The sequence below is a fragment of the Pseudoalteromonas sp. AWH4_217 genome (assembly GCF_056161105.1).
The window spans coordinates 173600-193773 of the sequence record NZ_JBSWYM010000007.1 but is presented as its reverse complement, the minus strand read 5'-3'; the positions used below and the strand labels follow the sequence as shown (position 1 = coordinate 193773).

Sequence of the window (20174 nt, the reverse complement as noted above, 5' to 3'; positions counted from 1 at the left end):
GATAAACGTCTAGTCGGGCTGCGCGAACGCTGTTGTCGATGCGTTGCGCGGGTCTTTCTCAATCGGGCAGCCACGTTTATGGCGTGACTGCCACAGGGTTACTTCTCGTAAATGGTGTTGTTGATCACCAGCACATCAATGCCGGACATCAAAAACACCGCCAGCATGTCCTCAACCGAGTGGACAATGGGCTTACCCATAATGTTAAAGCTGGTGTTCAGCAGTACCGGCACACCGGTGATTTCACGGAAGCTGTCGATCAGCTTATAGTATGGCGCGTTCCATTCTTTCTTCACGCTTTGCAGGCGGCCGGTGTTGTCGACATGCACCACGCCCGGCACCTTGTCGCGCACCGCTTCTTTAAACACCAAAGTACGCTCCATATAAGGAGATTCCTGATAGTCCTCAAAGTACTCGTCGCCATACTCATGCAGGATAGACGGCGCAAAGGGGCGGAATTCTTCGCGGAACTTAACCCGGGCGTTCACTGTGTCTTTAATGTCGACCAGACACGGGTTAGCCAGGATTGAGCGGTTGCCTAAAGAACGCGGACCAAATTCAGCGCGGCCCTGTGCCCAGCCGATGATTTTACCTTCAGCCAGAAACTCTGCGGTTTTCTTATAAACATCTTCGCCGTAATCGGTGGCCTTAAGGTGGCTGTAACGGTGCAGTTTATCCAGTGATTTTTGCTTCACCTCAGAGCCGGTATAGGGGCTTTGAATTTGCGTAGAAGGCTGCCAGCTTGGGTTGTCCTGCTGATAGCACAGCAAGGCGGCACCAATGGCATTGCCATCATCTGCCGGGGCTGAGGGTACAAAAATGTTGTCGAATTTGGATTTCGCCAGCGCGGTGCCCATAAAGGAAGAATTCAGTGCGCAGCCGCCGGAAATTGCGAGGTTTTTCGACGGTGCATGCTCGTAGATGGCATCGATCAGATCCATAAAGATCTCACTGAATACCAGTTGTCCGGTGTAGGCAAAATCTTTGTAGGCTTCAATGGACTCGCCCGGCTCACGCGCCATGGCCTTGATCTCTTTCATAATGGCATTGAGGTTTTTCGGCACCACGAAGTTGCCGTTTTTCACCTGCAAAGAGGCGCGCAGCAGGTCGTAGATTTTCTGGTCCTTTTTACCATAAGGCGCCAGGCCCATGACTTTCCATTCTTCGCCCTTGAGCGGATCAAAGCCCAGGTTTTCACAAATAATGGTGTAAAACAGGCCCAGACTTTTGAAAGAGCGCTTCACCTTGATTGGCGCCGGGGTGATCTTGCCATCTTTATAAGTGAAGTAGTCGATACTGCTTTTCTCGCCCATACCGTCTACCACCAGGCAGGACGCTTCGCTGAATGGGCTGTTAAAACAGGCATTGGCTGCATGGGTGAGGTGGTGGTCAAAATAGCGTACTTCAGTGGGCTTTTTATTGCGGTAGTTACCCACGATAAAGTTGCGGCACGAGGCTTCAAAAAAGCGCGACAGGGTACGCCCTGCAGCGGCCTGTGAGGCTCTGGCAAAGTAGAACTGATCCTTGATGTCACGGGTGTTCACGTCGATATTAAACGAGAAGGTTTCGAGAATGCTCAATACTACGTTTTCGAGAATGTTGGTGCTTTTCTCGCGGCCTTTACTCCAGGTTTTGGCTATCACCAGTTCAGTACAGTCGCTGCAATAGGTCTTGAGGACTTCCTCGATGTAATAGGGATTATCCGGCAGGCAGTACAGGCCCCGTTTGTAGCCCAGAAAACGCTCGGCGTCTTCGGCAAAAATCACGTCACCCTGCTGATTGACAATCGCAATGGCAGGATCATGAAAGGAAGTGGCAAGGCCAATATAGTATTTCATCGTTTCAGTCCAAAAGTTGGGTCATTATTCTGTGTCCGGCCTGGGCCGGGGCATATTCTTTCTCTGTTACAGCGCTGTGGCTTCATCCAATGCGATATAGCCCTGCGCGCCTTCCACATACACCGCAGGTCGGTGGCCAAACAGCAACATGGCTGGGGTACGGGTGCGCATTGGCTCGCTAATATGGGCGACTTTGATTGTTGTGCCGACGCCATGCGTTTGATTCCACTGTTCAACCTGCTGTGCCAGCGTTGGGGTATCGCTTTGTGCGTACTCAGCTGCGTGTTGTTTGATCTCCGCCACCAATTTAGTGAGGACCTTCTTCGGGCCCAGCTCGACAAATGTCATGTCACCTTGCGCCAGCAGGTAGGTAATCGTTTCGGTCCAGCGGACTGAGTGGGTCAACTGCGCGACCAGCTGTGACTGGATATTGTTGCTCTGGTGGGGCAGAGCGCTGACGTTGGCAATCACGGGGATTGCGGGGGCTTTAAATTCAACCTCTGCCACGCAGCGTGCAAAGTTTGCCTGCACATCGGCCATATAACGGGAATGGAATGCGCCGCTGGTGTTAAGCCGGATAAACCGCCCGCCGGTTTGCTCTATGGCATGCTGAGCGCGGCTGATGTCGTCGCTCAGGCCTGAGATCACGCTTTGCTGCGGACTGTTCAGATTGGCAATGTCCAGTGCATCCAGCTGGTGCTCTGCCAGAGTCGCTCTTATCGCGGCCTCGTCTAACGCCAATACCGCGGCCATTGCACCGCCACTCACCTGGCTCATCAGGGCGCCGCGCTGTTGCACCAGTCGCAGGCCATCTTCAAAAGACAGCGCACCGGCGGCAAACAACGCGGTGTATTCGCCCAGGCTGTGCCCGGCCATAAAGTCCGCAGGCGCCGGGTCGCGCTGCTGGTGTGCCAAAAATGCCAGCGCACTGACCACATACAGGGCAGGCTGGGTGTACTCGGTCTGGTTCAGTTGTTTATCTGGGTCGTCGAGACACAGGGTTTTAATGCAGTAACCCAGCATGTCACTGGCTGTCTGGGTTTGCTCGGGAAACAAGTCAAACCAGGCCTTGCCCATACCAACGTATTGCGCGCCCTGTCCGGGAAATAAATAACTCTTCATTGTTGCCTCACCTGTGGTTAATCGACGTGTGCTGGCGCCAGCCAGTGCCGGGTTTGGGTTGTCAGCACGGTGGCGGTCTCTGTCATCAGCAGCTGAGCAATATTGGCAACATGGCGCTGTTGCCACGGCTCAAGGTCAGTGCCTTTCACCCATTGATTAAACGCCCCCAGCGCCGGTCCGGTATGGACCTGAAAATTGACCCGCTCCTGAGTGGTTCCGGCAAACGCCAGTTTCATCGAGTGGGCAAAGTACCAGCGAAACACGCGGGCCATCTTGTACTTAGGGTCCTGCTCTGCACGCACGACTTCCTCACTGCGCCCTTGCTGGTGTAAGTACTGACGGGTCTCTTGCCAGATCTCAGCAAAGGTTTTTTTAAATACTTTGTCTTCCAGTTGCGCACGCTGCGCCGCGGGGATGGCATCCAGTGACGGGTAGTGCTGATAAAGCTGGTAGAGCTTTTGCGCCCGGGCGGGAAAAAACACGCCTTTTTTCAGCACCTGTACTTTGGCACCCAGTTCAAACATATCTCCGGCAGGGGCATAGTCGGTGTCCTGAACATTAATGTCCTGCAGCAGAGTTTTCACTGCTGCTGAGGTGTCGGCTTCGACCGTACACTGATTAATTGAGCCGGTCAGGATAAAGTCTGCGCCCATCATAAAGGCGGCCGCTGCCGAGGCAGGCGTGCCTATGCCCCCGGCCAGACCGACGCGCGGTATAATGTTGAAGGCATGCTCAGCGCTGAGGGTATCGCGCAGTAGTTGCATGGCAGGCAGTAGCACCGCTGGCATACCCTGATCGGTATGACCGCCGGAATCGGCTTCCACACACAGATCGTCACACATGGCAATCTGCTTACTCAGCTCGGCCTGCTCTAAAGTGATGTGTTTATCTGCCAGTAATTGGGCAACGATATTGTCCGGGGCCGGACTTAAAAACACACTGGCGACTTCGGGGCGTGACACTTTGGCCATCATCTTATTGGTCGACACTACCTGGCCCTGCTCATCTCGCACCAGACCACGCAGGCGATACAGTACCAGCGCCGGGGTAATACGAATAAAGGCCGCGGCTTCCAGGCAACGAACCTGGCGCTTCAGGCACAGCTCAACCAACGCCGTTTCCTGCTCAGGTTGGGTCAGATTGCAGACCAGGTTCAGGCCAAAGCGTTGGTCTTTTGAGAGCGTGTTTTGTATCTCACTCAGTGCCTGGTCAACGGCATCGACAGGCAAGCCACCCGAGCCAAAAAAGCTCAGCAAGCCGGCCTGTGCCATGGCGATAACCAGCTTTGCCGAGGCAATGCCCCGGTACATGCCGCCGCTGGCATAGGCATAGTTAACGCCATAGTCACGCCGAAACGATGCAGCACCCAGCTGTTGCGCTGAAATGGCTGGAAACTGGTTTGGGCTGGTGCCGCCTGAGAGTGTATGAATCAAGAGTCAATGCCCGAGTATGATAATTACACCGAACCGTAATACATAATTATGAAAACATAATGGAGAAGAAGGAGAGGTTGGAGGAGTTCAGGGTGTACTAGTTTGGCAAAGTGTAAATAGTTATTTTGATTTTTTGATTCTTTATTTACCTTTTGTTATCTTTCGAGTTTCGATTTACATCGATTTCAATTAGGGAAAATGTTATGAAGTTTATTTTTTATGTGGGCATGACGCTCGTACTACTCTTAAACTCTCTCAGTGCTTTATCCAGCGAGGGATTGTACTTTAAAACGAGACTGGGTGAGGAAATCAGGCTGAGCCCATCATACGTTAACGGTGAGCTTGGCAGTATTTCATTTGAAACTTTTTGCTATTCGAACAACGGATATTGTACAACATACGCACATACCAGCGATATAATGGAAGCCTTCGTCGACAGTGTTCTGAACAATAAACTCTATACTTATCGTTATGTGCCCTATGACCCTTGTATGGACCCACGCAATAACTGTGTTCCGTACGGTGTGGAGCCAATTGAAAGTGATGTCAGCTCAGTATCTGCATCGCAACGGGCTATTGAAACACCTAGCAGAAACTATCGTCGACAGCGTTCAGAAGCACCACAGCAGGAAAAGGGACCAGTAGAGACCATGTTGAACAGTGCTGCGCAAGAAATTGGCACCCAGGCTGTAAGAGCGGTCTCAGAGCATCTTATGAAGAAAAATGGTACGTCGAATATCCCCACTATGCAGGTTCATGCCTATAAAAAATCTGGCGGTCGAGAGATCCCCTGGACGGTGTGTGAGGTGAAAGAACACGGGTGTATCACCTATGAAGATGTGGACATCCAGATCGTTCCGCCAAACAAGGTTAAGGTAAAATACAGTGCGGAAGTAAACACAAGACAGCAACACGAGAGGCTTTTTGCATTGGACAACTCATTCCGAAAGTTTTTCGATAATACTGATTACGTCTGTACATTCGGCTATACGGGGACGATTCCTGACCTGCAAAGACAAGTGGTGTGTCAGTGGGTACCCTAACTGACGCAATGAATCAGACAGATGACAAAAATCATACAATAGTAGCGTTATCAAGTTAAATAATGCAACGATCAGTAAAGAGAGGTGATTAACCTCTCTTTACTATTTCTAATCATAGAAACTCACTCAGTATTTGGTCAACGACATCGACAGACAAGCCGCCTGAGCCTAAAAAGCTCAGCAAGCTGGCTTGCGCCATGGCGATAATCAGTTTTGCCGAGGCAATGCCCCGGTACATGCCGCCGCTGGCATAGGCATAGTTAACGGCATAGTTGCGTCAAAACGATGCGACGCCCAGTTGTTGTGCTGAAATGGCTGGAAACTGGTTTGGGCTGGTGCCGCTTGAGAGTGTATGCATCAAGAGTCAAGGCCCGAGTATGATTATTACACCGAACCGTAATACATAATTATGAGAACATAATGGAGAAGCAGGAGGTTGAAGGAGTGTGTCTGCTCATCGGATCAAGTGAGTATGTGCCAAAAACATCACTATACTAGTCTTACGACTGCCTCTTTGGTGATTTGAGGGTTCTTTAAGTATTCGAGGGAAAGTAAATGAGCCTAGTTAGTTGCCCTGAATGTGGCAAACAAATATCTGATTTATCTCCTAGCTGTATTCATTGTGGTTGTCCTCTTAGTAGTAAACCAGAGGTTAAAAACCAAAGTGGTGGCGATCGCCGACGTTCAGAAAAGATGGAAAGTGTGGTTAGGCAAGGTGTAGATGTGCTGTTTGGCTTTATATATATCTATTTGGTGTACATGTTATTTTTTACTGAAAATGAATTGGATACTGAAAATGAAGCTGTCATTTTGGGTTTAGCGATTGGTTTTGCAATACTGTGTTTTGCTCAAACACTGGTGCGTTCAGTGCTCGGCACAATCGCAAAAGCCATTGACGTATTACTTAGCGGTAAACCCTAAGAGCTAATCGATTTTGCGATAGCGAATATTCAGGAGTGGATAGAGGAACAATAATTAATCAAGGAGATGATTAAATTGCAGGGTTGTTAAATTTATTGGTTAAGTGTTAATTTGTTGGTTTGTGGCTTGCGTGGTTTGCTGTTAGATCTCAGCTCGGTAGTAACGCAGTGCCGCAATAACAGGGGCAGTCTATGACTGCTGAAAAACATTGGATCATTTCAAGGACTAGATCATGACAGTATTATCGCGTTTTTTCTTTTTTACGGCACTTTCCTATAGCCAGATAAGCCTGGCAAGCACGCAACTGGTGGATAACGCCTGCAGTACCGCGTTGAGTGAACAGCACGTCTTACAAAGTACACACACCGCCAGTCAAGCTGATTTTAAAGCCGACCCTTCATTACGTTTTCTTGGTTTCGATATCATAGACAAACAGGGCGAACCCCATCTGCGGGCGCGCTTTGCTGCAAGCCAATTGGGGTTTGCTTATTTTGATGTCTATACAGAGCATAGCTACTTGCATTGTGGGACCTTTATGCCCGAGCGTCAGCAAAGTGACAGGCAGGCCTGGGCGGCAGATCTGCCCGTGCGTGAGGCACTGGCGCGGCTACAGGACAGCAATACGCTGGGCATATGGGTAAATAGCGAGCGCTGGGTTGATGGCAAGCTGCAAAATTTTGTAACCGACTTATCTTACAGCCGAACTGCACTGTTGAAGTTATTACAACATCATGATGCAACACGCCTGCCTTATGCTCTGAAAATGCAGCATCCCAGCGACCTCAATCAAGCCTCGTCGGACAATAACATTGTATATTGTCTCAACTCACGGTCTGGGGAATGCGATTACAGCCACCCAGGCTATGGTGAACCTGAACACCTGATCTTGCCTATCAAGGGTGAGGTGATACTGGATGGTTATATCACCCGCTTGTTATTCAACGAGGATATTGTGCAAAATGGACTGGCTGTTGCCGCAACCGACTTTGGTATCTGGAACTGGGAACATCCGGTTTATGAATTGGGGTCGCTGCGTGGTAATGCCAAAGCCTTTTTAGCACCCTTTTTTAAGTTAAGTTACCGAAACGCGCCAGGCTCAAAACAGATACAGACCAAAATTGCCTGGGACATTCCATTGCAGTACGGGGCATTTCTCAACCCGAATACCTATGCCCGCGATTATGAAACTTATTGGCTAATGAGCTTGGCGTTTGAACATAACCCGCTTGGCAGCCCTGAGCAGGCCAAACGCCTTGGTTATTCGGAGGATCACTACCAGAGCCAAACCCAAACCAGCTTTATTGCGTTAACGGGTCTCAATGAGGCAAAGCAGGGCGCGTTTAAACTGGCACCACTAACAGTAACTTATCCTTAACCCCCTAAACTGGCTGGGTCTTATTGGACCCAGCCGAGTAGTTATTGCATGCTGGCAGCTGCCAGACAACCGCAAATTTTGTCAGCATTTATTCAGCTCAATGCAGTTACTTTGCCGTAATGACATATCGATATTTATTACCATTCATTATTCTCGTCCCTGTGCTTGTGAATGCTAAAACCAGCACCTGTTATGGCACAACGGCACGAGGCGCGTTGAGCGATGGGGTCGAGCTACCGCATTCAGGGAATAACTTCGAAGGCTACAGCCGGCTTGCGCGTCTGGCCGGGCGTACCTATGTGCATTCAGAAGTATATGAAATTGTGACAGCCGCCTATCAGACGCTGGAACAAACGCACCCGGATAAAGTGTACAAGTATGCTGAGACAGGTTTTGCCGCAGGCGGACAGTTCAGGCCACATAAAACCCATCGTAATGGTCTATCGGTGGATTTTATGACGCCCGTTATCAATACAGCAGGTGAGTCGGTACACTTGCCAACACATCCATTCAATAAGTTTGGCTACCTTATCGAGTTTGATGAACAGGAGCAGTTTGATGGCCTGAGAATAGACTATGATGCGATGGCGGCGCACATTGTCGCGTTACATCAGCAGGCAATACGTCGCGGTCATGATATCTGGCGTGTTATTTTCGACCCTAATTTGCAACCGAACCTGTTCAGCACGCAGTATGGGGAATATCTGAAAACTCAGGTTCAGTTTTCTAAAAAGCCGTCCTGGGTCCGTCATGATGAACACTATCATGTTGATTTTGACATACCCTGTGAACCAATGACTGAAACCGGATAACGTGGTTTCAGTCATTGTGTTAAATGTGAAATAAATCTATCAGAAGTCAATTAGTGGCATAAAGGTGGCGGATGCCTGCGCAAATGCTTGTGGATCAGATGCCTTTAGCTGCATGATATCGGCCTCTGACATGACCTCTGGCAGGCCATCAAAAGCATCGGTCGTACCGAACAGCACCAGGCTTGCCATAGAGGATGCGTCAAAGTTAAGCCCCTGCAAATCTGCGATACAGCTGGTATCTGGCTGGCTCCAGATATCTTCAATAAAGTTTTGCATGATTGTCGCACCACAGGTGTTGGCGTTTACGTCCCTGGTCTGGCTGACAAAAAGTACCCCATGATGCATCCGCGGCAGCTCAACATAACGCTGATTAATGTTAGTAAACGCGTTTTGGATCAGCGGTATATAGGTATGCGGTGTTTGTGGGTCCAGGTCGCCATTGAGTACCAAGGTCGGCATGTAGTGGTGCATTGGCTGATAGATATAAGGGTCGCTGTAACGATTGCTCCAGATCTGCTTATCTATGTGTATACGATAGCTCATAAAGTCAGGGTAGCAGGCAATGGCATCCTGACAATAAGCCAGCTTGGTTGGCAAATCGCGTTGCACATGATTAATTTCGTTGTGGGTAATAAGTTTTGAAACAACTTGCGAAAAGCCCAAAGGATCTTTTTCCCCAAGTGGCAGCACTTTTTTACCCAGGCCTTTAAAGACAAAATTATGCAGGTTATTCAGGGCCACGACGTCATCGTTATTACACCGGTTCAGGCGATGTAGCGCGGGCAACAATATCTGCTCCACAGAGCGAGACAAGCCGAGGGATGCCAGGATATGCAAAGCCCGGCGGTCAAAGTCCAGTCCGGGGCAGTGCTGGGCGGTAAAAATATCAATAAGGCGCTGTTTGAGCTGCGACAGCGAACTGAAATTTAACCGCGACTGACAGCTTGTATCAAGCTGGCAGTAGGCGAGCAAATCGTCCAGTGTTGCGTTAAAGTTCTCATCCCACAGGTCATTACCAAATTCGGCAGGTGGCAGCACTGAGTCGAGGATAATGGCCTGAGCACCGGTTGGGGCAACCTGACTGAACCTTTGTGCCCACAGCGTGCCATAAGAAACGCCATAGACATAGCTGGGTTGCCAGTTTCGCACCTTACTTTTGCCGATCACATAATCCAGGTCACGTGCTGCTGCTGTGGTATTAAACTCAAACAGACCATCACCCCATTGCTGATGGAGATCATCAAAACAGGTTTGGGCATACTGAGCATAATCGGCGTCAAGCGGATTGCTGCACGCCAGATGAGTAGACCAGCCAACGCCGCGATGTTCCAGCACGTATAAATCATATTGCTCGGTAAAAGGCGACAAAGTGGTATTTAATTGCTGCACAAAAAAGCTGCCAGAGCCACCTGGCCCACCCTGCAACAACCAAATTTGCCCTTTACTGTTTGCCGATTTTGCAGGGTATTTAGAGACCAGCACGGAGATTTTCTTACCGTCTGGCTCCTGCCAGTTCAGAGGCACATCGGCCAGTGTACAGGTGTTTTTACCATCTGTGGATTGAAACTGCGTCGGACACGCGCCCCAGTTAAAATCCAGATAGCGGTTAAAGTGTGATTCTGTGAGGGTGGTGGCCTGACTGGTACTTGCCAGTGTTAGCGCACTCAGTGCGACTATTGATAGCTTCATTGTTTTCTTATTTCCCTTTACTTTTTGTTAGCCTTGTTGGTTTGAAATTAACATTATCTTATTCCCGTTTTGTTGTGTATCGCTTTTTACCTGAAAAAGGTTCAAGTTGATAAATGCAGTTAATGTAGAAACAGGCCGTTCGGGTAAAGCTGGGCATGGGGAGATTGGCTATTAGCTGACCTACTATTAGGGTTTGGGTTTTAGAGTTGGCTGTGTCGTTAAGGATCACTCTATGCGTCATTACACCGAGCCGAACTTTGAAAACGACAGTTAACATTCAGACGCGCTGAGATTATATATCAGTCCGAATTTAGAAACAGGTATCTGAGCTAAGTTGCCTGTTCTGCATGTATGAACATTAAACTCCGTTGCTTTCTAGCTAACCCACAGTTTCTATGTAAATATTCATAAAGAAAGCGCCGAAAAAGCGCTTTCTTTATCAGTTTGGAGTGTTGTTTGTATTTGTTGGTGGGGGGAGTACCTGCGCTTGTGGTGGTAGGTCTGGACTGCCTATTCCACCCAAACCACCGAACACTTTTACTAAGTAGCTGTTATTTAATACCTTCATGTCTTAAATAATCCTCTTCCCTAATTCCAGCTCTTACAGTGTAAGACATCAATGCGATGCAGAGCAGTACATGCAAAGCGAGCATGATATTGTCTCTAAAATACAACTTAAATAGTGCGGTACTAATGAAGTCGTACTTATAGGCTAGTACCTCTAGCCATGTGAGCATGTTTGCTAAACATGACACTGTAATAACTAAAATGATTGAACATTCCTGCGACGAAAGAGCTGTTTTTCTTTCGTACACTTGGCGAAAATAATTGATACCTGTCACGTTGTAACAATGATAGGCAAGGCTCCTACCATAAACGATGGGTAAAACAAACGCAATGCTCATGACTATGCAGTACAAGTAGTAATGTGTGTTCCAGCTTAGTGCCATTGGAAGGAGGTTCAAATCAATCAACTCTAAAACACCATAAGTAAGTAAGAACCAGCGTGCGGTTAGCACTTTCCAGTGCATAATTAACCCCAAGACTATAATACTAATGGGCGTGTATTCCATTATTGAATATACGATATTCATGAGTTACTCCTGCTCCTGTTCTTTATCTGGTGAAGTGCCTTTGGTTTTTCGACTGTGGATTTCGATTAGGGAAATCAAATCTTTACCGAAAACCAAGCACATCTCAAATAGCTGACCATAGGTCATATCGGTTTTACCTGATTCATAATTACTGATGGTGCTTTGATCCACATTCAATTTCTTGGCTAGTTGTTCTTGTGACCATCCCCTTTCAATCCTAAGTACACGAATCGATCTCTGAACGAATCGTTTGAAGCCATCAACTTCAGCCTGTCGCTTAACATGATCATTTTTCACACGTGACAATCTCCCTACCTTTACGTGTGGCTAAAACTAGCAATTAAGAAATATCGCATCAATCTTTTTGTAACAAATGTTTATTTGAGTCATGATTTTATGAAAATAATAATAACTGTCAGGGGGGCATTCGCTGTTTCACACAAAACCTGAGAAAGGAATTAACTTCAATTAGATGGTACGAGGTCAGCAAGATTGGCCTTATTACATTGCTTGATTTGAAGTTTTGTGCTCTCACTTTGATGACTGCCAAAGGAAAAGCATAATTGCGACCTCAAGCTTTCAATACAGGAATTTTTATCAAGTGAAGAAAAAATACATAATTAGATCAAGGGGTTGTGCATTTTGGATCCATGTTATATTTGCTGGTAATTTCTTTGGCATTTAATCCATCGATTTCGTGAAAAAAGAATGGTGCAAAATCGGCACCCCTGAGGTCTTGTTTTTCGGAGAGTACTAAGTTATTGAAAACACTAAATCCACCACCTGATACTGCAAAACATATGAGGGCAGCTTCAAATTCCCGTTTCTTCGCTTGGTCAACTTCCAAATCAGCAAATATTAGATCGATGCTTCGTGCAATTGTGCGTGGTGAAGAAGCGTCGAGGTGAGGTTTATAATACTGGTCTAATTGCTGTAGAAGTAGGTCAGTTCTGCCCGTTACTAAAAATGCGGAACAATATGCAATAGGTACAAGAAGTAAAACTGAGGCTATTTTGAAAAGTCCTCTCGACAACATTATATGATCTTCGATTCAGTTAGTTGCCCCTATATTAACATGTAGAGAACAATAGGCTCAACGAGCTCCACAAAATTCTGTGCTGAAGGACGTCTAAGTTAAGGTACGTATGTACACATACCAATTAATACGGCGTAACTTAATTTTCAAATATGACGGGTCTTTTTCATCTCTATGCTCATCTGGTCTGACCATTTTATTTTCCTTTTTTAAATCATCTAACTTGTATAAAGTTTAGACACTTTGTGATGGCGTTTTTTGAACTACTTTTAGCCGCAAAGCGCCGATTTTTGACAGTTGCGCTTGATTTTGATAACGTAGTGCTCAAATTTGGTATGACCAATTTACCTTTAGGGTTGGCCTTACCGGATCTGTTTAAGTAAAGAGTGAGCTGGATCAGTATCTTGCCGGTGTTTTGGCGGGCAGGAACAGAAACAGCTGGCTTGGGGTTTCACCTATAAACTCGGCGTTTAATCAATGTCTTTAAAGATAAAAGCAGCGAAACTATCAGATGTCATTCTGGAACAACTGGAAAATATGATCCTCGAAGGGTCGTTGATGCCAGGGGAAAAGCTGCCGCCGGAGCGTGAACTGGCCAAGCAGTTTGAAGTGTCGCGGCCATCGCTGCGCGAGGCAATTCAGAAGCTTGAAGCTAAAGGACTGGTTACCCGACGTCAGGGTGGCGGTACCTATGTAAAAAATCAGCTTGAAGAAGGTCTGACTGATCCCTTATTCGAGTTGATCAGTAAACACCCCGAGTCGCAGTTTGATTTGCTGGAATTTCGTCATGCCCTGGAGGGTATCGCAGCGTATTATGCCGCCATGCGTGGCACGCAAACGGATCTCGATAAAGTGGAACAAAGCTTTGATGACATCGCCAGCGTTGGCGATGACCTGGTGCAAAAGGCCAGAGCCATCAATACCTTCCACTTTACCGTAGCAGAAGCCTCACACAATGTGGTGTTGTTGCATCTGATGCGGGGCATGCAGTCTTTACTGGAACAAAATGTATTGCAGAACTTAACGGTGTTAGTGCAAAAGCCGGATGCCAGCGCACAGCTTGCCCATCATCGCGAGGTGTTAAAAAACGCCGTGATCGAAGGTAAGCCAGAGCAGGCAAGACTGGCCAGTAACGCGCACTTAGCCTTTATCGAAGAGGCGTTGCTGGAAGCCGGGCGGGAGCGGTCGCGTATTGAGCGCAGCTTGCGTCGCACCAAAGCACAGTAGTACACAAACAGAGCCATAAGCTAACGCTATAGAATAAATTCGTATTTTAAACATAAGGAACACTCCATATGTCTGAAGTCAATAAATTTGACGTAGACGCGCTAGAAACCCAAGAGTGGTTGCAGGCGCTTGAGTCGGTTGTAAAAGAAGAAGGCGTAGAGCGCGCACAATTCCTGCTTGAGCAGGTACTTGAGCAGGCGCGTCTGGACGGCGTTGATATGCCAACCGGTATTACGACCAACTATGTCAACACTATCCCGGCTGATCAGGAACCAGCCTATCCGGGGGATGTGAATCTGGAGCGTCGTATTCGCTCTATCATCCGCTGGAATGCGATCATGATCGTATTGCGCGCTTCTAAGAAAGATCTGGAGCTGGGCGGACATATGGCGTCGTACCAGTCGTCTGCAGCGTTTTATGAAATGTGTTTTAACCATTTCTTCCGCGCACCGAACGAAAAAGACGGCGGCGACCTGGTTTACTATCAGGGCCACATTTCACCGGGCATTTATGCCCGTGCATTCGTTGAAGGCCGTTTGAGCGCTGAGCAGCTAGACAACTTCCGTCAGGAAGTAGACGGTAAAGGTCTGTCTTCTTACCCGCACCCTAAACTGATGCCTGAATTCTGGCAGTTCCCAACTGTATCTATGGGTCTGGGTCCAATCGCGTCTATCTATCAGGCACGTTTCCTGAAATACCTTGACGGTCGTGGTCTGAAGGACACTGCCGAGCAGCGTGTATACGCCTTCCTGGGCGACGGTGAAATGGATGAGCCGGAATCTCGTGGTGCGATTTCTTTCGCGGCGCGTGAGAAGCTGGACAACCTGTGTTACCTAATCAACTGTAACCTACAGCGTCTGGATGGCCCGGTAATGGGTAATGGTAAGATCATCCAGGAACTGGAAGGTCTGTTCAAAGGCGCTGGCTGGAATGTCATCAAAGTTGTCTGGGGTTCAGGCTGGGACAAGCTACTGGCGAAAGACACCACAGGTAAGCTGCTACAGCTGATGAATGAAACCATCGACGGTGACTACCAGACGTATAAAGCTAAAAATGGCGCATACGTACGTGAGCATTTCTTCGGTCGTTACCCGGAGACCGCGGCACTGGTTGCTGACATGACTGACGAAGAGATCTTCGCGCTGAAGCGTGGTGGTCATGAGCCGTCTAAATTGTTCGCAGCGTTTAAAGCGGCACAAGAAACCAAAGGCCGTCCGACGGTGATCCTGGCTAAGACTGTAAAAGGTTACGGCATGGGTGAAGCGGCGGAAGGTAAAAATATCGCCCACCAGGTGAAGAAAATGGACATGACGCACGTTGAGCACCTGCGTTCACGTCTGGGCCTGGAAGACCTGGTATCTGACGAGCAAATCAAAGACCTGCCTTACCTGACACTGGAAGAAGGGTCTGCAGAGTACGAATATCTGCACGCACGTCGTAAAGCACTGCACGGTTACACGCCGCAGCGTTTGCCTAACTTCACGCAAGCACTGACGCTGCCAGAGCTGGATGCGTTCAAGCCGCTGCTGGAAGAGCAAAAGCGTGATATTTCAACGACTATGGCCTATGTTCGTGCATTGAACATCCTACTGAAAGACAAGGGCGTAGGTAAAAACATCGTGCCTATCATTGCCGATGAAGCGCGTACTTTCGGTATGGAAGGTCTGTTCCGTCAGATTGGTATTTACAACCCGCACGGTCAGAACTACACGCCTCAGGACCGCGACATTGTTTCTTACTATAAAGAAGCGACGTCTGGTCAGGTACTGCAAGAAGGTATCAACGAGCTGGGTGCAATGTCTTCATGGGTGGCGGCGGCAACGTCTTACAGCACCAATGACCTGCCAATGATCCCGTTCTACATCTACTACTCTATGTTCGGTTTCCAACGTGTTGGCGACATGGCGTGGATGGCGGGCGACCAGCAGGCACGTGGCTTCTTGCTCGGTGCAACCGCAGGTCGTACAACGCTCAACGGTGAAGGTCTGCAGCACGAAGATGGTCACTCGCACATTCAGGCGGGCACGATCCCTAACTGTATTTCTTACGACCCAACGTTTGCGTTTGAAGTGGCGGTGATTCTGCAAGACGGTATCCGTCGTATGTACGGTCCTGAGCAGGAAAACGTGTTCTACTATCTGACGCTGATGAACGAAAACTATCATCAGCCTGCTATGCCAGAAGGCGCCGAAGAGGGTATCCGTAAGGGTATCTACAAGCTGGAAAGCTACACTGGCGACAAGGCTCAGGTACAGCTGATGGGCTCAGGTACTATTCTGAACGAAGTACGTAAAGCGGCTCAGATCCTGAGCGACGATTACGGTATTGCGTCAGACGTATTCTCTGTCACCTCATTCAATGAGCTGGCGCGTGACGGTCAGGACGCTGAGCGTTTCAACATGCTGAACCCGGATGCAGAACAAAAAGTATCTTACATCAGCACTGTGCTGGGTGAAGCCCCGGCAATTGCGGCCACTGACTACATGAAGAGCTATGCCGATCAGGTTCGTGCCTTCATGCCAAGCGTTTCTTACAAAGTGCTGGGCACTGACGGTTACGGTCGTTCAGACAGCCGTGAAAACCTGCGTCGTCACTTCGAAGTGAATGCAGGCTATGTCGTGGTTGCTGCACTGAGCGAGCTGGTTAAGCAAGGCAAAGTTGAAAAATCAGTAGTAACAGACGCTATCAAGAAATTTGATATCGACACAACCAAAACCAACCCACTTTACGCATAAGAGGCTAAGTGATGGCAATCGAAATTCATGTACCAGATATTGGCGCCGATGAGGTTGAAGTAACCGAGATTTTAGTCAGCGTTGGCGACACGGTAGAAGAAGAGCAGTCGCTGATCACCGTTGAAGGCGACAAAGCGTCAATGGAAGTGCCTGCTGCGCAAGCGGGTACGGTTAAAGAAATCAAGATCAGTGAAGGCGACAAAGTGTCGACCGGTTCACTGATCATGGTCTTCGAAGCAGCGGGCGATGCGCCTGCTGCTGAGGCAGCACCTGCGGCGGCTCCGGCTGCTGCGCCTGCCCCAGCAACCGCGGAAGTAAAAGAAGTCCACGTACCAGACATAGGTGGTGACGAAGTTGAAGTCACTGAAATCCTGGTTGCGGTTGGCGACAGCGTTGAAGCCGAGCAGTCTTTGATCACGGTTGAAGGTGACAAGGCGTCAATGGAAGTACCTGCACCATTTGCCGGTACTGTGAAAGAAATCAAAGTTGAGATTGGCGGTAAAGTTGCCACTGGCAGCTTAGTTTTTGTGTTTGAAACTGCGAGTGCAGCAGCACCGGTTGCAGCAGAAACTGCGCCTGCCGCAGCCCCGGTTGAAGCAACGCCTTCACTGCAGGAAGTACAAGTACCAGATATCGGTGGTGACGAAGTTGAAGTCACTGAAATCATGGTGGCAGTCGGTGACAGCGTTGAAGAAGAACAGTCTTTGATCACCGTTGAAGGCGACAAGGCCTCAATGGAAGTGCCTGCGCCATTTGCCGGTACTGTGAAAGAAATCAAAGTTGCTGCTGGCGACAAAGTGTCAACGGGCTCACTGATCTTCGTATTTGAAACTGTTGCAGCTACAGCACCAGCTCCGGCAGCACCTGCTGCACCTGCTGCGCCTGCAGCTTCGGCGGCCAAAACGGCTCCGGCAGCGGCTCCTGCGCCAAGTGCAGCCAAAGACGAGTTTGTTGCTAATGATGATTATGCCCATGCTTCGCCTGTGGTACGTCGTCTGGCGCGCGAGTTTGGCGTTAACCTGGCACGCGTTAAAGGTACTGGCCGTAAGAACCGTGTACTGAAAGAAGACGTGCAGAACTATGTGAAAGAGCTGGTTCGTAAGGTTGAGTCTGGCGAGATCAGCAAAGGCGGCAGCACAGGTGGCGGTGAGCTGGGTCTGATCCCCTGGCCGAAAGTTGACTTCAGCAAGTTTGGTGAAGTAGAAGAGAAGAAACTGTCTCGTATCCAGAAGATTTCAGGCGCTAACCTGCACCGTAACTGGGTTCAGATCCCGCACGTGACGCAGTTCGACGAAGCCGACATCACCACGCTGGAAGCATTCCGTAAAGAGCAGAATGTCCTGGCTGAGAAGAAGAAGATGGGCGTGAAGATCACTCCATTGGTATTCGTGATGAAAGCAGCGGCCAAAGCACTGGAAGAGTTCCCGACCTTTAACTCATCACTTTCAGAAGACGGTGAAAGCCTGATCCTGAAGAAGTATGTAAACATCGGTGTGGCAGTTGATACGCCAAATGGTCTGGTTGTGCCTGTCTTCAAAGACGTCAACAAGAAAGGCATCATCGAGCTGTCTCGCGAGCTGATGGACGTATCTAAGAAGGCCCGTGAAGGCAAGCTGACTGCGGCTGATATGCAGGGCGGTTGTTTCACTATCTCAAGCCTGGGTGGCATCGGCGGTACGGCATTTACGCCTATCGTGAATGCACCGGAAGTGGCTATCTTAGGTGTCTCTAAGTCTGAGATGAAGCCGAAGTGGAATGGTAAAGAGTTTGAGCCGCGCCTGATGGTGCCGCTGAGCTGTTCATACGACCACCGTGTTATTGACGGTGCGCTGGCAGCCCGCTTTACTGTGACGCTGGCCAATTACCTGAGCGACATTCGTCAGCTGGTAATGTAAGCCAAAGCAAAACCGCATGACCTCAGGTTGTGCGGTTTTGTCATATTTTTACTGTCCTGTCTGATATTTGGGCGGGACATCTGTGGGTGCGAATGATACACTTTCGCGCAACAAAAAACTCTCTCTGGTTGTTGGTGGCAGCGCTTGCCGATGATCAGGCACAATTGGGTGCGGATACTCACTCGAGTAGAGTCCCGTTCGAATAATAGTTAAGGTAATAACATGAGCAACGAAATCAAAACTCAAGTTGTTGTACTAGGCGGTGGTCCTGGTGGTTACTCTGCAGCATTCCGTGCAGCAGACCTAGGTTTAGAAGTTACATTGATCGAATCTCGCGATACCCTGGGTGGTGTGTGCTTGAACGTAGGTTGTATTCCTTCAAAAGCACTTTTACACGTGGCTAAGGTAATCGACGACGCAGCTGAAATGGCTTCACACGGTGTAACTTTCGGTGCTCCTCAAATCGACCTGGACAAAATCCGTAGCTGGAAAGAGTCTGTAATTGGTCAGCTGACAGGCGGTCTGTCTGGCATGGCGAAAATGCGTAAAGTGAAAGTAGTTAGCGGCTACGGTAAATTCACCGGCTCTAACTCTATCGCGGTTGAAGGTGCTGACGGCACTACGACTGTAAACTTCGACAATGCTATCATCGCTGCGGGTTCTCAGCCTGTAAACCTGCCTTTCATCCCACAAGATGAGCGTATCATTGATTCAACTGGCGCACTTGAGCTGAAAGACGTACCAGAAAAACTACTTGTTCTGGGTGGTGGTATCATCGGTCTTGAGATGGGTACTGTGTACCGTGCACTGGGTTCTCAAATCGACGTCGTTGAGTTTGCAGACCAACTGGTTCCTGCGGCTGACAAAGACGTTATCAAGATTTACCAGAAGTACGTGAAAGACAAGTTCAACGTGATGTTGTCTACTAAGGTTGTTGCGGTTGAAGCGAAAGAAGACGGTATCTACGTTTCGTTCGAAGGCAAGCAAGCACCAGAAGGTCAGGTACGTTACGACAAAGTATTGGTTGCGGTTGGTCGCACGCCTAACGGTAAGCTACTTGACGCAGACAAAGCGGGCGTTGCGGTTGATGAGCGTGGCTTCATCAACACTGATAAGCAAATGAAGACGAACGTAAACCACATCTACGCGATTGGTGACATCGTAGGTCAGCCTATGCTTGCGCACAAAGCGGTTCACGAAGCACACGTTGCTGCTGAAGTGATCTCTGGTAAGAAACACTACTTCGATCCTAAGTGCATTCCTTCAATCGCGTACACAGATCCAGAAATCGCATGGGTTGGTGTGACTGAGAAAGAAGCGAAAGAGCAAGGTCTGAGCATTGAAACTGCGGTATTCCCGTGGGCAGCTTCTGGCCGTGCAATTGCTTCTGCACGTACTGAAGGTCAGACTAAGATGATCTTCGACAAAGAGACTGGTCGCGTGATCGGTGGTGCTATGGTTGGTATCAACGCTGGTGAAATGCTGGGCGAGATCGGCCTGGCAGTTGAGATGGGTGCAGACGCAGAAGACGTGGCACTGACTATCCACGCTCACCCAACGCTGAACGAGTCAATCGGCCTGGCGGCTGAGATCTTCGAAGGTTCAATCACTGACCTGCCTAACAAAAAGGCAGTAAAGAAGAAGTAATTAACGCTTCTTATTGAACTAAAAAACCCGGCTTAAATTGGCCGGGTTTTTTGTGTCTGTTGTTCGCAATATTGTGTGACTTTTACATCATATCATCACATTCAGGAGACCTGGCATTATCCGATTCCATCGGCATACAGTGCTTCACCGTTTTTGGAAACTTACAGATAGCCTCACTGCGTTCCTGTGAGCGACAATACCTGCTAGATCTGCGTGGTGTTTATCCTCAAGACACCCTCACACCAAATTACCCGGTTAAAAACAACACAACATTGTGAGTACCTGGCCAGTATGTTAACGTGGATGG

16 protein-coding genes are annotated in these 20174 nt (G+C 48.7%); 8 read left to right on the top strand and 8 right to left on the bottom strand.

Features of this window, described 5'->3' with window-relative positions; all coding sequences use genetic code 11:
* Window positions 1-98: 98 nt before the first annotated feature.
* The 3 genes from ACXAH1_RS10665 to ACXAH1_RS10655 all read right to left on the bottom strand — a co-directional run bounded on the left by ACXAH1_RS10665 (window position 99) and on the right by ACXAH1_RS10655 (window position 4393).
* Window positions 99-1838 carry a carbamoyltransferase family protein gene (locus ACXAH1_RS10665; protein WP_046003637.1) on the bottom strand — a complete coding sequence of 580 codons (1740 nt, stop codon included), beginning with the start codon at window positions 1836-1838 and terminating at the stop codon, window positions 99-101.
* A 66-nt stretch (window positions 1839-1904) separates the two neighbouring features.
* Window positions 1905-2960 carry an ACP S-malonyltransferase gene (fabD, locus tag ACXAH1_RS10660; RefSeq protein ID WP_475196610.1) on the bottom strand — a complete coding sequence of 352 codons (1056 nt, stop codon included), beginning with the start codon at window positions 2958-2960 and terminating at the stop codon, window positions 1905-1907.
* 17 nt (window positions 2961-2977) lie between these two features.
* Window positions 2978-4393: a PfaD family polyunsaturated fatty acid/polyketide biosynthesis protein gene (locus tag ACXAH1_RS10655; RefSeq protein ID WP_475196608.1), complete on the bottom strand. Its 1416-nt coding sequence runs from the start codon at window positions 4391-4393 to the stop codon at window positions 2978-2980.
* Window positions 4394-4596: 203 nt separating this feature from the next.
* Between ACXAH1_RS10655 and ACXAH1_RS10650 the strand changes: the two genes are divergently transcribed.
* Complete coding sequence (locus tag ACXAH1_RS10650; protein ID WP_475196607.1) at window positions 4597-5436, top strand: hypothetical protein; 840 nt, start codon at window positions 4597-4599, stop codon at window positions 5434-5436.
* Between the two features lie 112 nt (window positions 5437-5548).
* On the opposite strand, the gene ACXAH1_RS10645 is transcribed toward ACXAH1_RS10650, so the two are convergent.
* Window positions 5549-5674 (bottom strand): hypothetical protein, encoded by a 126-nt coding sequence (locus ACXAH1_RS10645; protein WP_475196605.1) that lies wholly within the window; start codon window positions 5672-5674, stop codon window positions 5549-5551.
* 317 nt (window positions 5675-5991) lie between these two features.
* Between ACXAH1_RS10645 and ACXAH1_RS10640 the strand changes: the two genes are divergently transcribed.
* From ACXAH1_RS10640 to ACXAH1_RS10630, 3 genes are all read left to right on the top strand, one after another.
* A complete protein-coding gene (locus ACXAH1_RS10640) occupies window positions 5992-6357 on the top strand; it encodes a zinc ribbon domain-containing protein (RefSeq protein ID WP_475196603.1) in 366 nt (121 codons plus the stop codon).
* Between the two features lie 232 nt (window positions 6358-6589).
* Entirely contained in the window at window positions 6590-7732 is a 1143-nt protein-coding gene (locus ACXAH1_RS10635; protein ID WP_475196601.1) for a hypothetical protein, read from the top strand.
* Between the two features lie 119 nt (window positions 7733-7851).
* Window positions 7852-8544, top strand: coding sequence for a penicillin-insensitive murein endopeptidase (locus ACXAH1_RS10630; protein WP_475196600.1), 693 nt, complete (start codon window positions 7852-7854; stop codon window positions 8542-8544).
* A gap of 39 nt (window positions 8545-8583) precedes the next feature.
* On the opposite strand, the gene ACXAH1_RS10625 is transcribed toward ACXAH1_RS10630, so the two are convergent.
* The 4 genes from ACXAH1_RS10625 to ACXAH1_RS10610 form a co-directional block, all read right to left on the bottom strand.
* Window positions 8584-10233, bottom strand: a complete 1650-nt coding sequence (locus tag ACXAH1_RS10625; RefSeq protein ID WP_475196598.1) for an alpha/beta fold hydrolase — start codon at window positions 10231-10233, stop codon at window positions 8584-8586.
* 551 nt (window positions 10234-10784) lie between these two features.
* The gene (locus tag ACXAH1_RS10620; protein ID WP_475196597.1) at window positions 10785-11327 is read right to left on the bottom strand and encodes a hypothetical protein; all 543 of its coding nucleotides are present in this window, start codon (window positions 11325-11327) and stop codon (window positions 10785-10787) included.
* Between the two features lie 3 nt (window positions 11328-11330).
* Entirely contained in the window at window positions 11331-11624 is a 294-nt protein-coding gene (locus ACXAH1_RS10615; RefSeq protein ID WP_475196595.1) for a helix-turn-helix transcriptional regulator, read from the bottom strand.
* Window positions 11625-11952: 328 nt separating this feature from the next.
* Window positions 11953-12363 (bottom strand): hypothetical protein, encoded by a 411-nt coding sequence (locus ACXAH1_RS10610; RefSeq protein ID WP_475196594.1) that lies wholly within the window; start codon window positions 12361-12363, stop codon window positions 11953-11955.
* A gap of 477 nt (window positions 12364-12840) precedes the next feature.
* On the opposite strand from ACXAH1_RS10610, the gene pdhR reads away from it, so the two are divergent.
* The 4 genes from pdhR to lpdA all read left to right on the top strand — a co-directional run bounded on the left by pdhR (window position 12841) and on the right by lpdA (window position 19867).
* On the top strand, window positions 12841-13590 hold the full coding sequence (pdhR, locus tag ACXAH1_RS10605) for a pyruvate dehydrogenase complex transcriptional repressor PdhR (protein WP_046003630.1): 750 nt from the start codon (window positions 12841-12843) through the stop codon (window positions 13588-13590).
* Window positions 13591-13658: 68 nt separating this feature from the next.
* Window positions 13659-16325, top strand: a complete 2667-nt coding sequence (aceE, locus tag ACXAH1_RS10600; protein WP_475196592.1) for a pyruvate dehydrogenase (acetyl-transferring), homodimeric type — start codon at window positions 13659-13661, stop codon at window positions 16323-16325.
* Between the two features lie 11 nt (window positions 16326-16336).
* Window positions 16337-18220, top strand: coding sequence for a pyruvate dehydrogenase complex dihydrolipoyllysine-residue acetyltransferase (gene aceF / locus ACXAH1_RS10595; RefSeq protein WP_475196591.1), 1884 nt, complete (start codon window positions 16337-16339; stop codon window positions 18218-18220).
* A 222-nt stretch (window positions 18221-18442) separates the two neighbouring features.
* Window positions 18443-19867, top strand: a complete 1425-nt coding sequence (gene lpdA / locus ACXAH1_RS10590; RefSeq protein WP_010384093.1) for a dihydrolipoyl dehydrogenase — start codon at window positions 18443-18445, stop codon at window positions 19865-19867.
* Window positions 19868-20174 lie beyond the last annotated feature (307 nt).

What these genes read in the sequence shown, in the direction of transcription:
- ACXAH1_RS10630 (WP_475196600.1), top strand. Translation starts at nt 7,852, where the DNA reads ATGACATATCGATATTTATTACCATTCATTATTCTCGTCCCTGTGCTT.
- ACXAH1_RS10650 (WP_475196607.1), top strand. Translation starts at nt 4,597, where the DNA reads ATGAAGTTTATTTTTTATGTGGGCATGACGCTCGTACTACTCTTAAAC.
- fabD (WP_475196610.1), bottom strand. Translation starts at nt 2,960, where the DNA reads ATGAAGAGTTATTTATTTCCCGGACAGGGCGCGCAATACGTTGGTATG.
- ACXAH1_RS10625 (WP_475196598.1), bottom strand. Translation starts at nt 10,233, where the DNA reads ATGAAGCTATCAATAGTCGCACTGAGTGCGCTAACACTGGCAAGTACC.
- pdhR (WP_046003630.1), top strand. Translation starts at nt 12,841, where the DNA reads ATGTCTTTAAAGATAAAAGCAGCGAAACTATCAGATGTCATTCTGGAA.
- ACXAH1_RS10645 (WP_475196605.1), bottom strand. Translation starts at nt 5,674, where the DNA reads ATGTACCGGGGCATTGCCTCGGCAAAACTGATTATCGCCATGGCGCAA.
- ACXAH1_RS10640 (WP_475196603.1), top strand. Translation starts at nt 5,992, where the DNA reads ATGAGCCTAGTTAGTTGCCCTGAATGTGGCAAACAAATATCTGATTTA.
- ACXAH1_RS10665 (WP_046003637.1), bottom strand. Translation starts at nt 1,838, where the DNA reads ATGAAATACTATATTGGCCTTGCCACTTCCTTTCATGATCCTGCCATT.
- ACXAH1_RS10620 (WP_475196597.1), bottom strand. Translation starts at nt 11,327, where the DNA reads ATGAATATCGTATATTCAATAATGGAATACACGCCCATTAGTATTATA.
- aceF (WP_475196591.1), top strand. Translation starts at nt 16,337, where the DNA reads ATGGCAATCGAAATTCATGTACCAGATATTGGCGCCGATGAGGTTGAA.
- lpdA (WP_010384093.1), top strand. Translation starts at nt 18,443, where the DNA reads ATGAGCAACGAAATCAAAACTCAAGTTGTTGTACTAGGCGGTGGTCCT.
- aceE (WP_475196592.1), top strand. Translation starts at nt 13,659, where the DNA reads ATGTCTGAAGTCAATAAATTTGACGTAGACGCGCTAGAAACCCAAGAG.
- ACXAH1_RS10610 (WP_475196594.1), bottom strand. Translation starts at nt 12,363, where the DNA reads ATGTTGTCGAGAGGACTTTTCAAAATAGCCTCAGTTTTACTTCTTGTA.
- ACXAH1_RS10635 (WP_475196601.1), top strand. Translation starts at nt 6,590, where the DNA reads ATGACAGTATTATCGCGTTTTTTCTTTTTTACGGCACTTTCCTATAGC.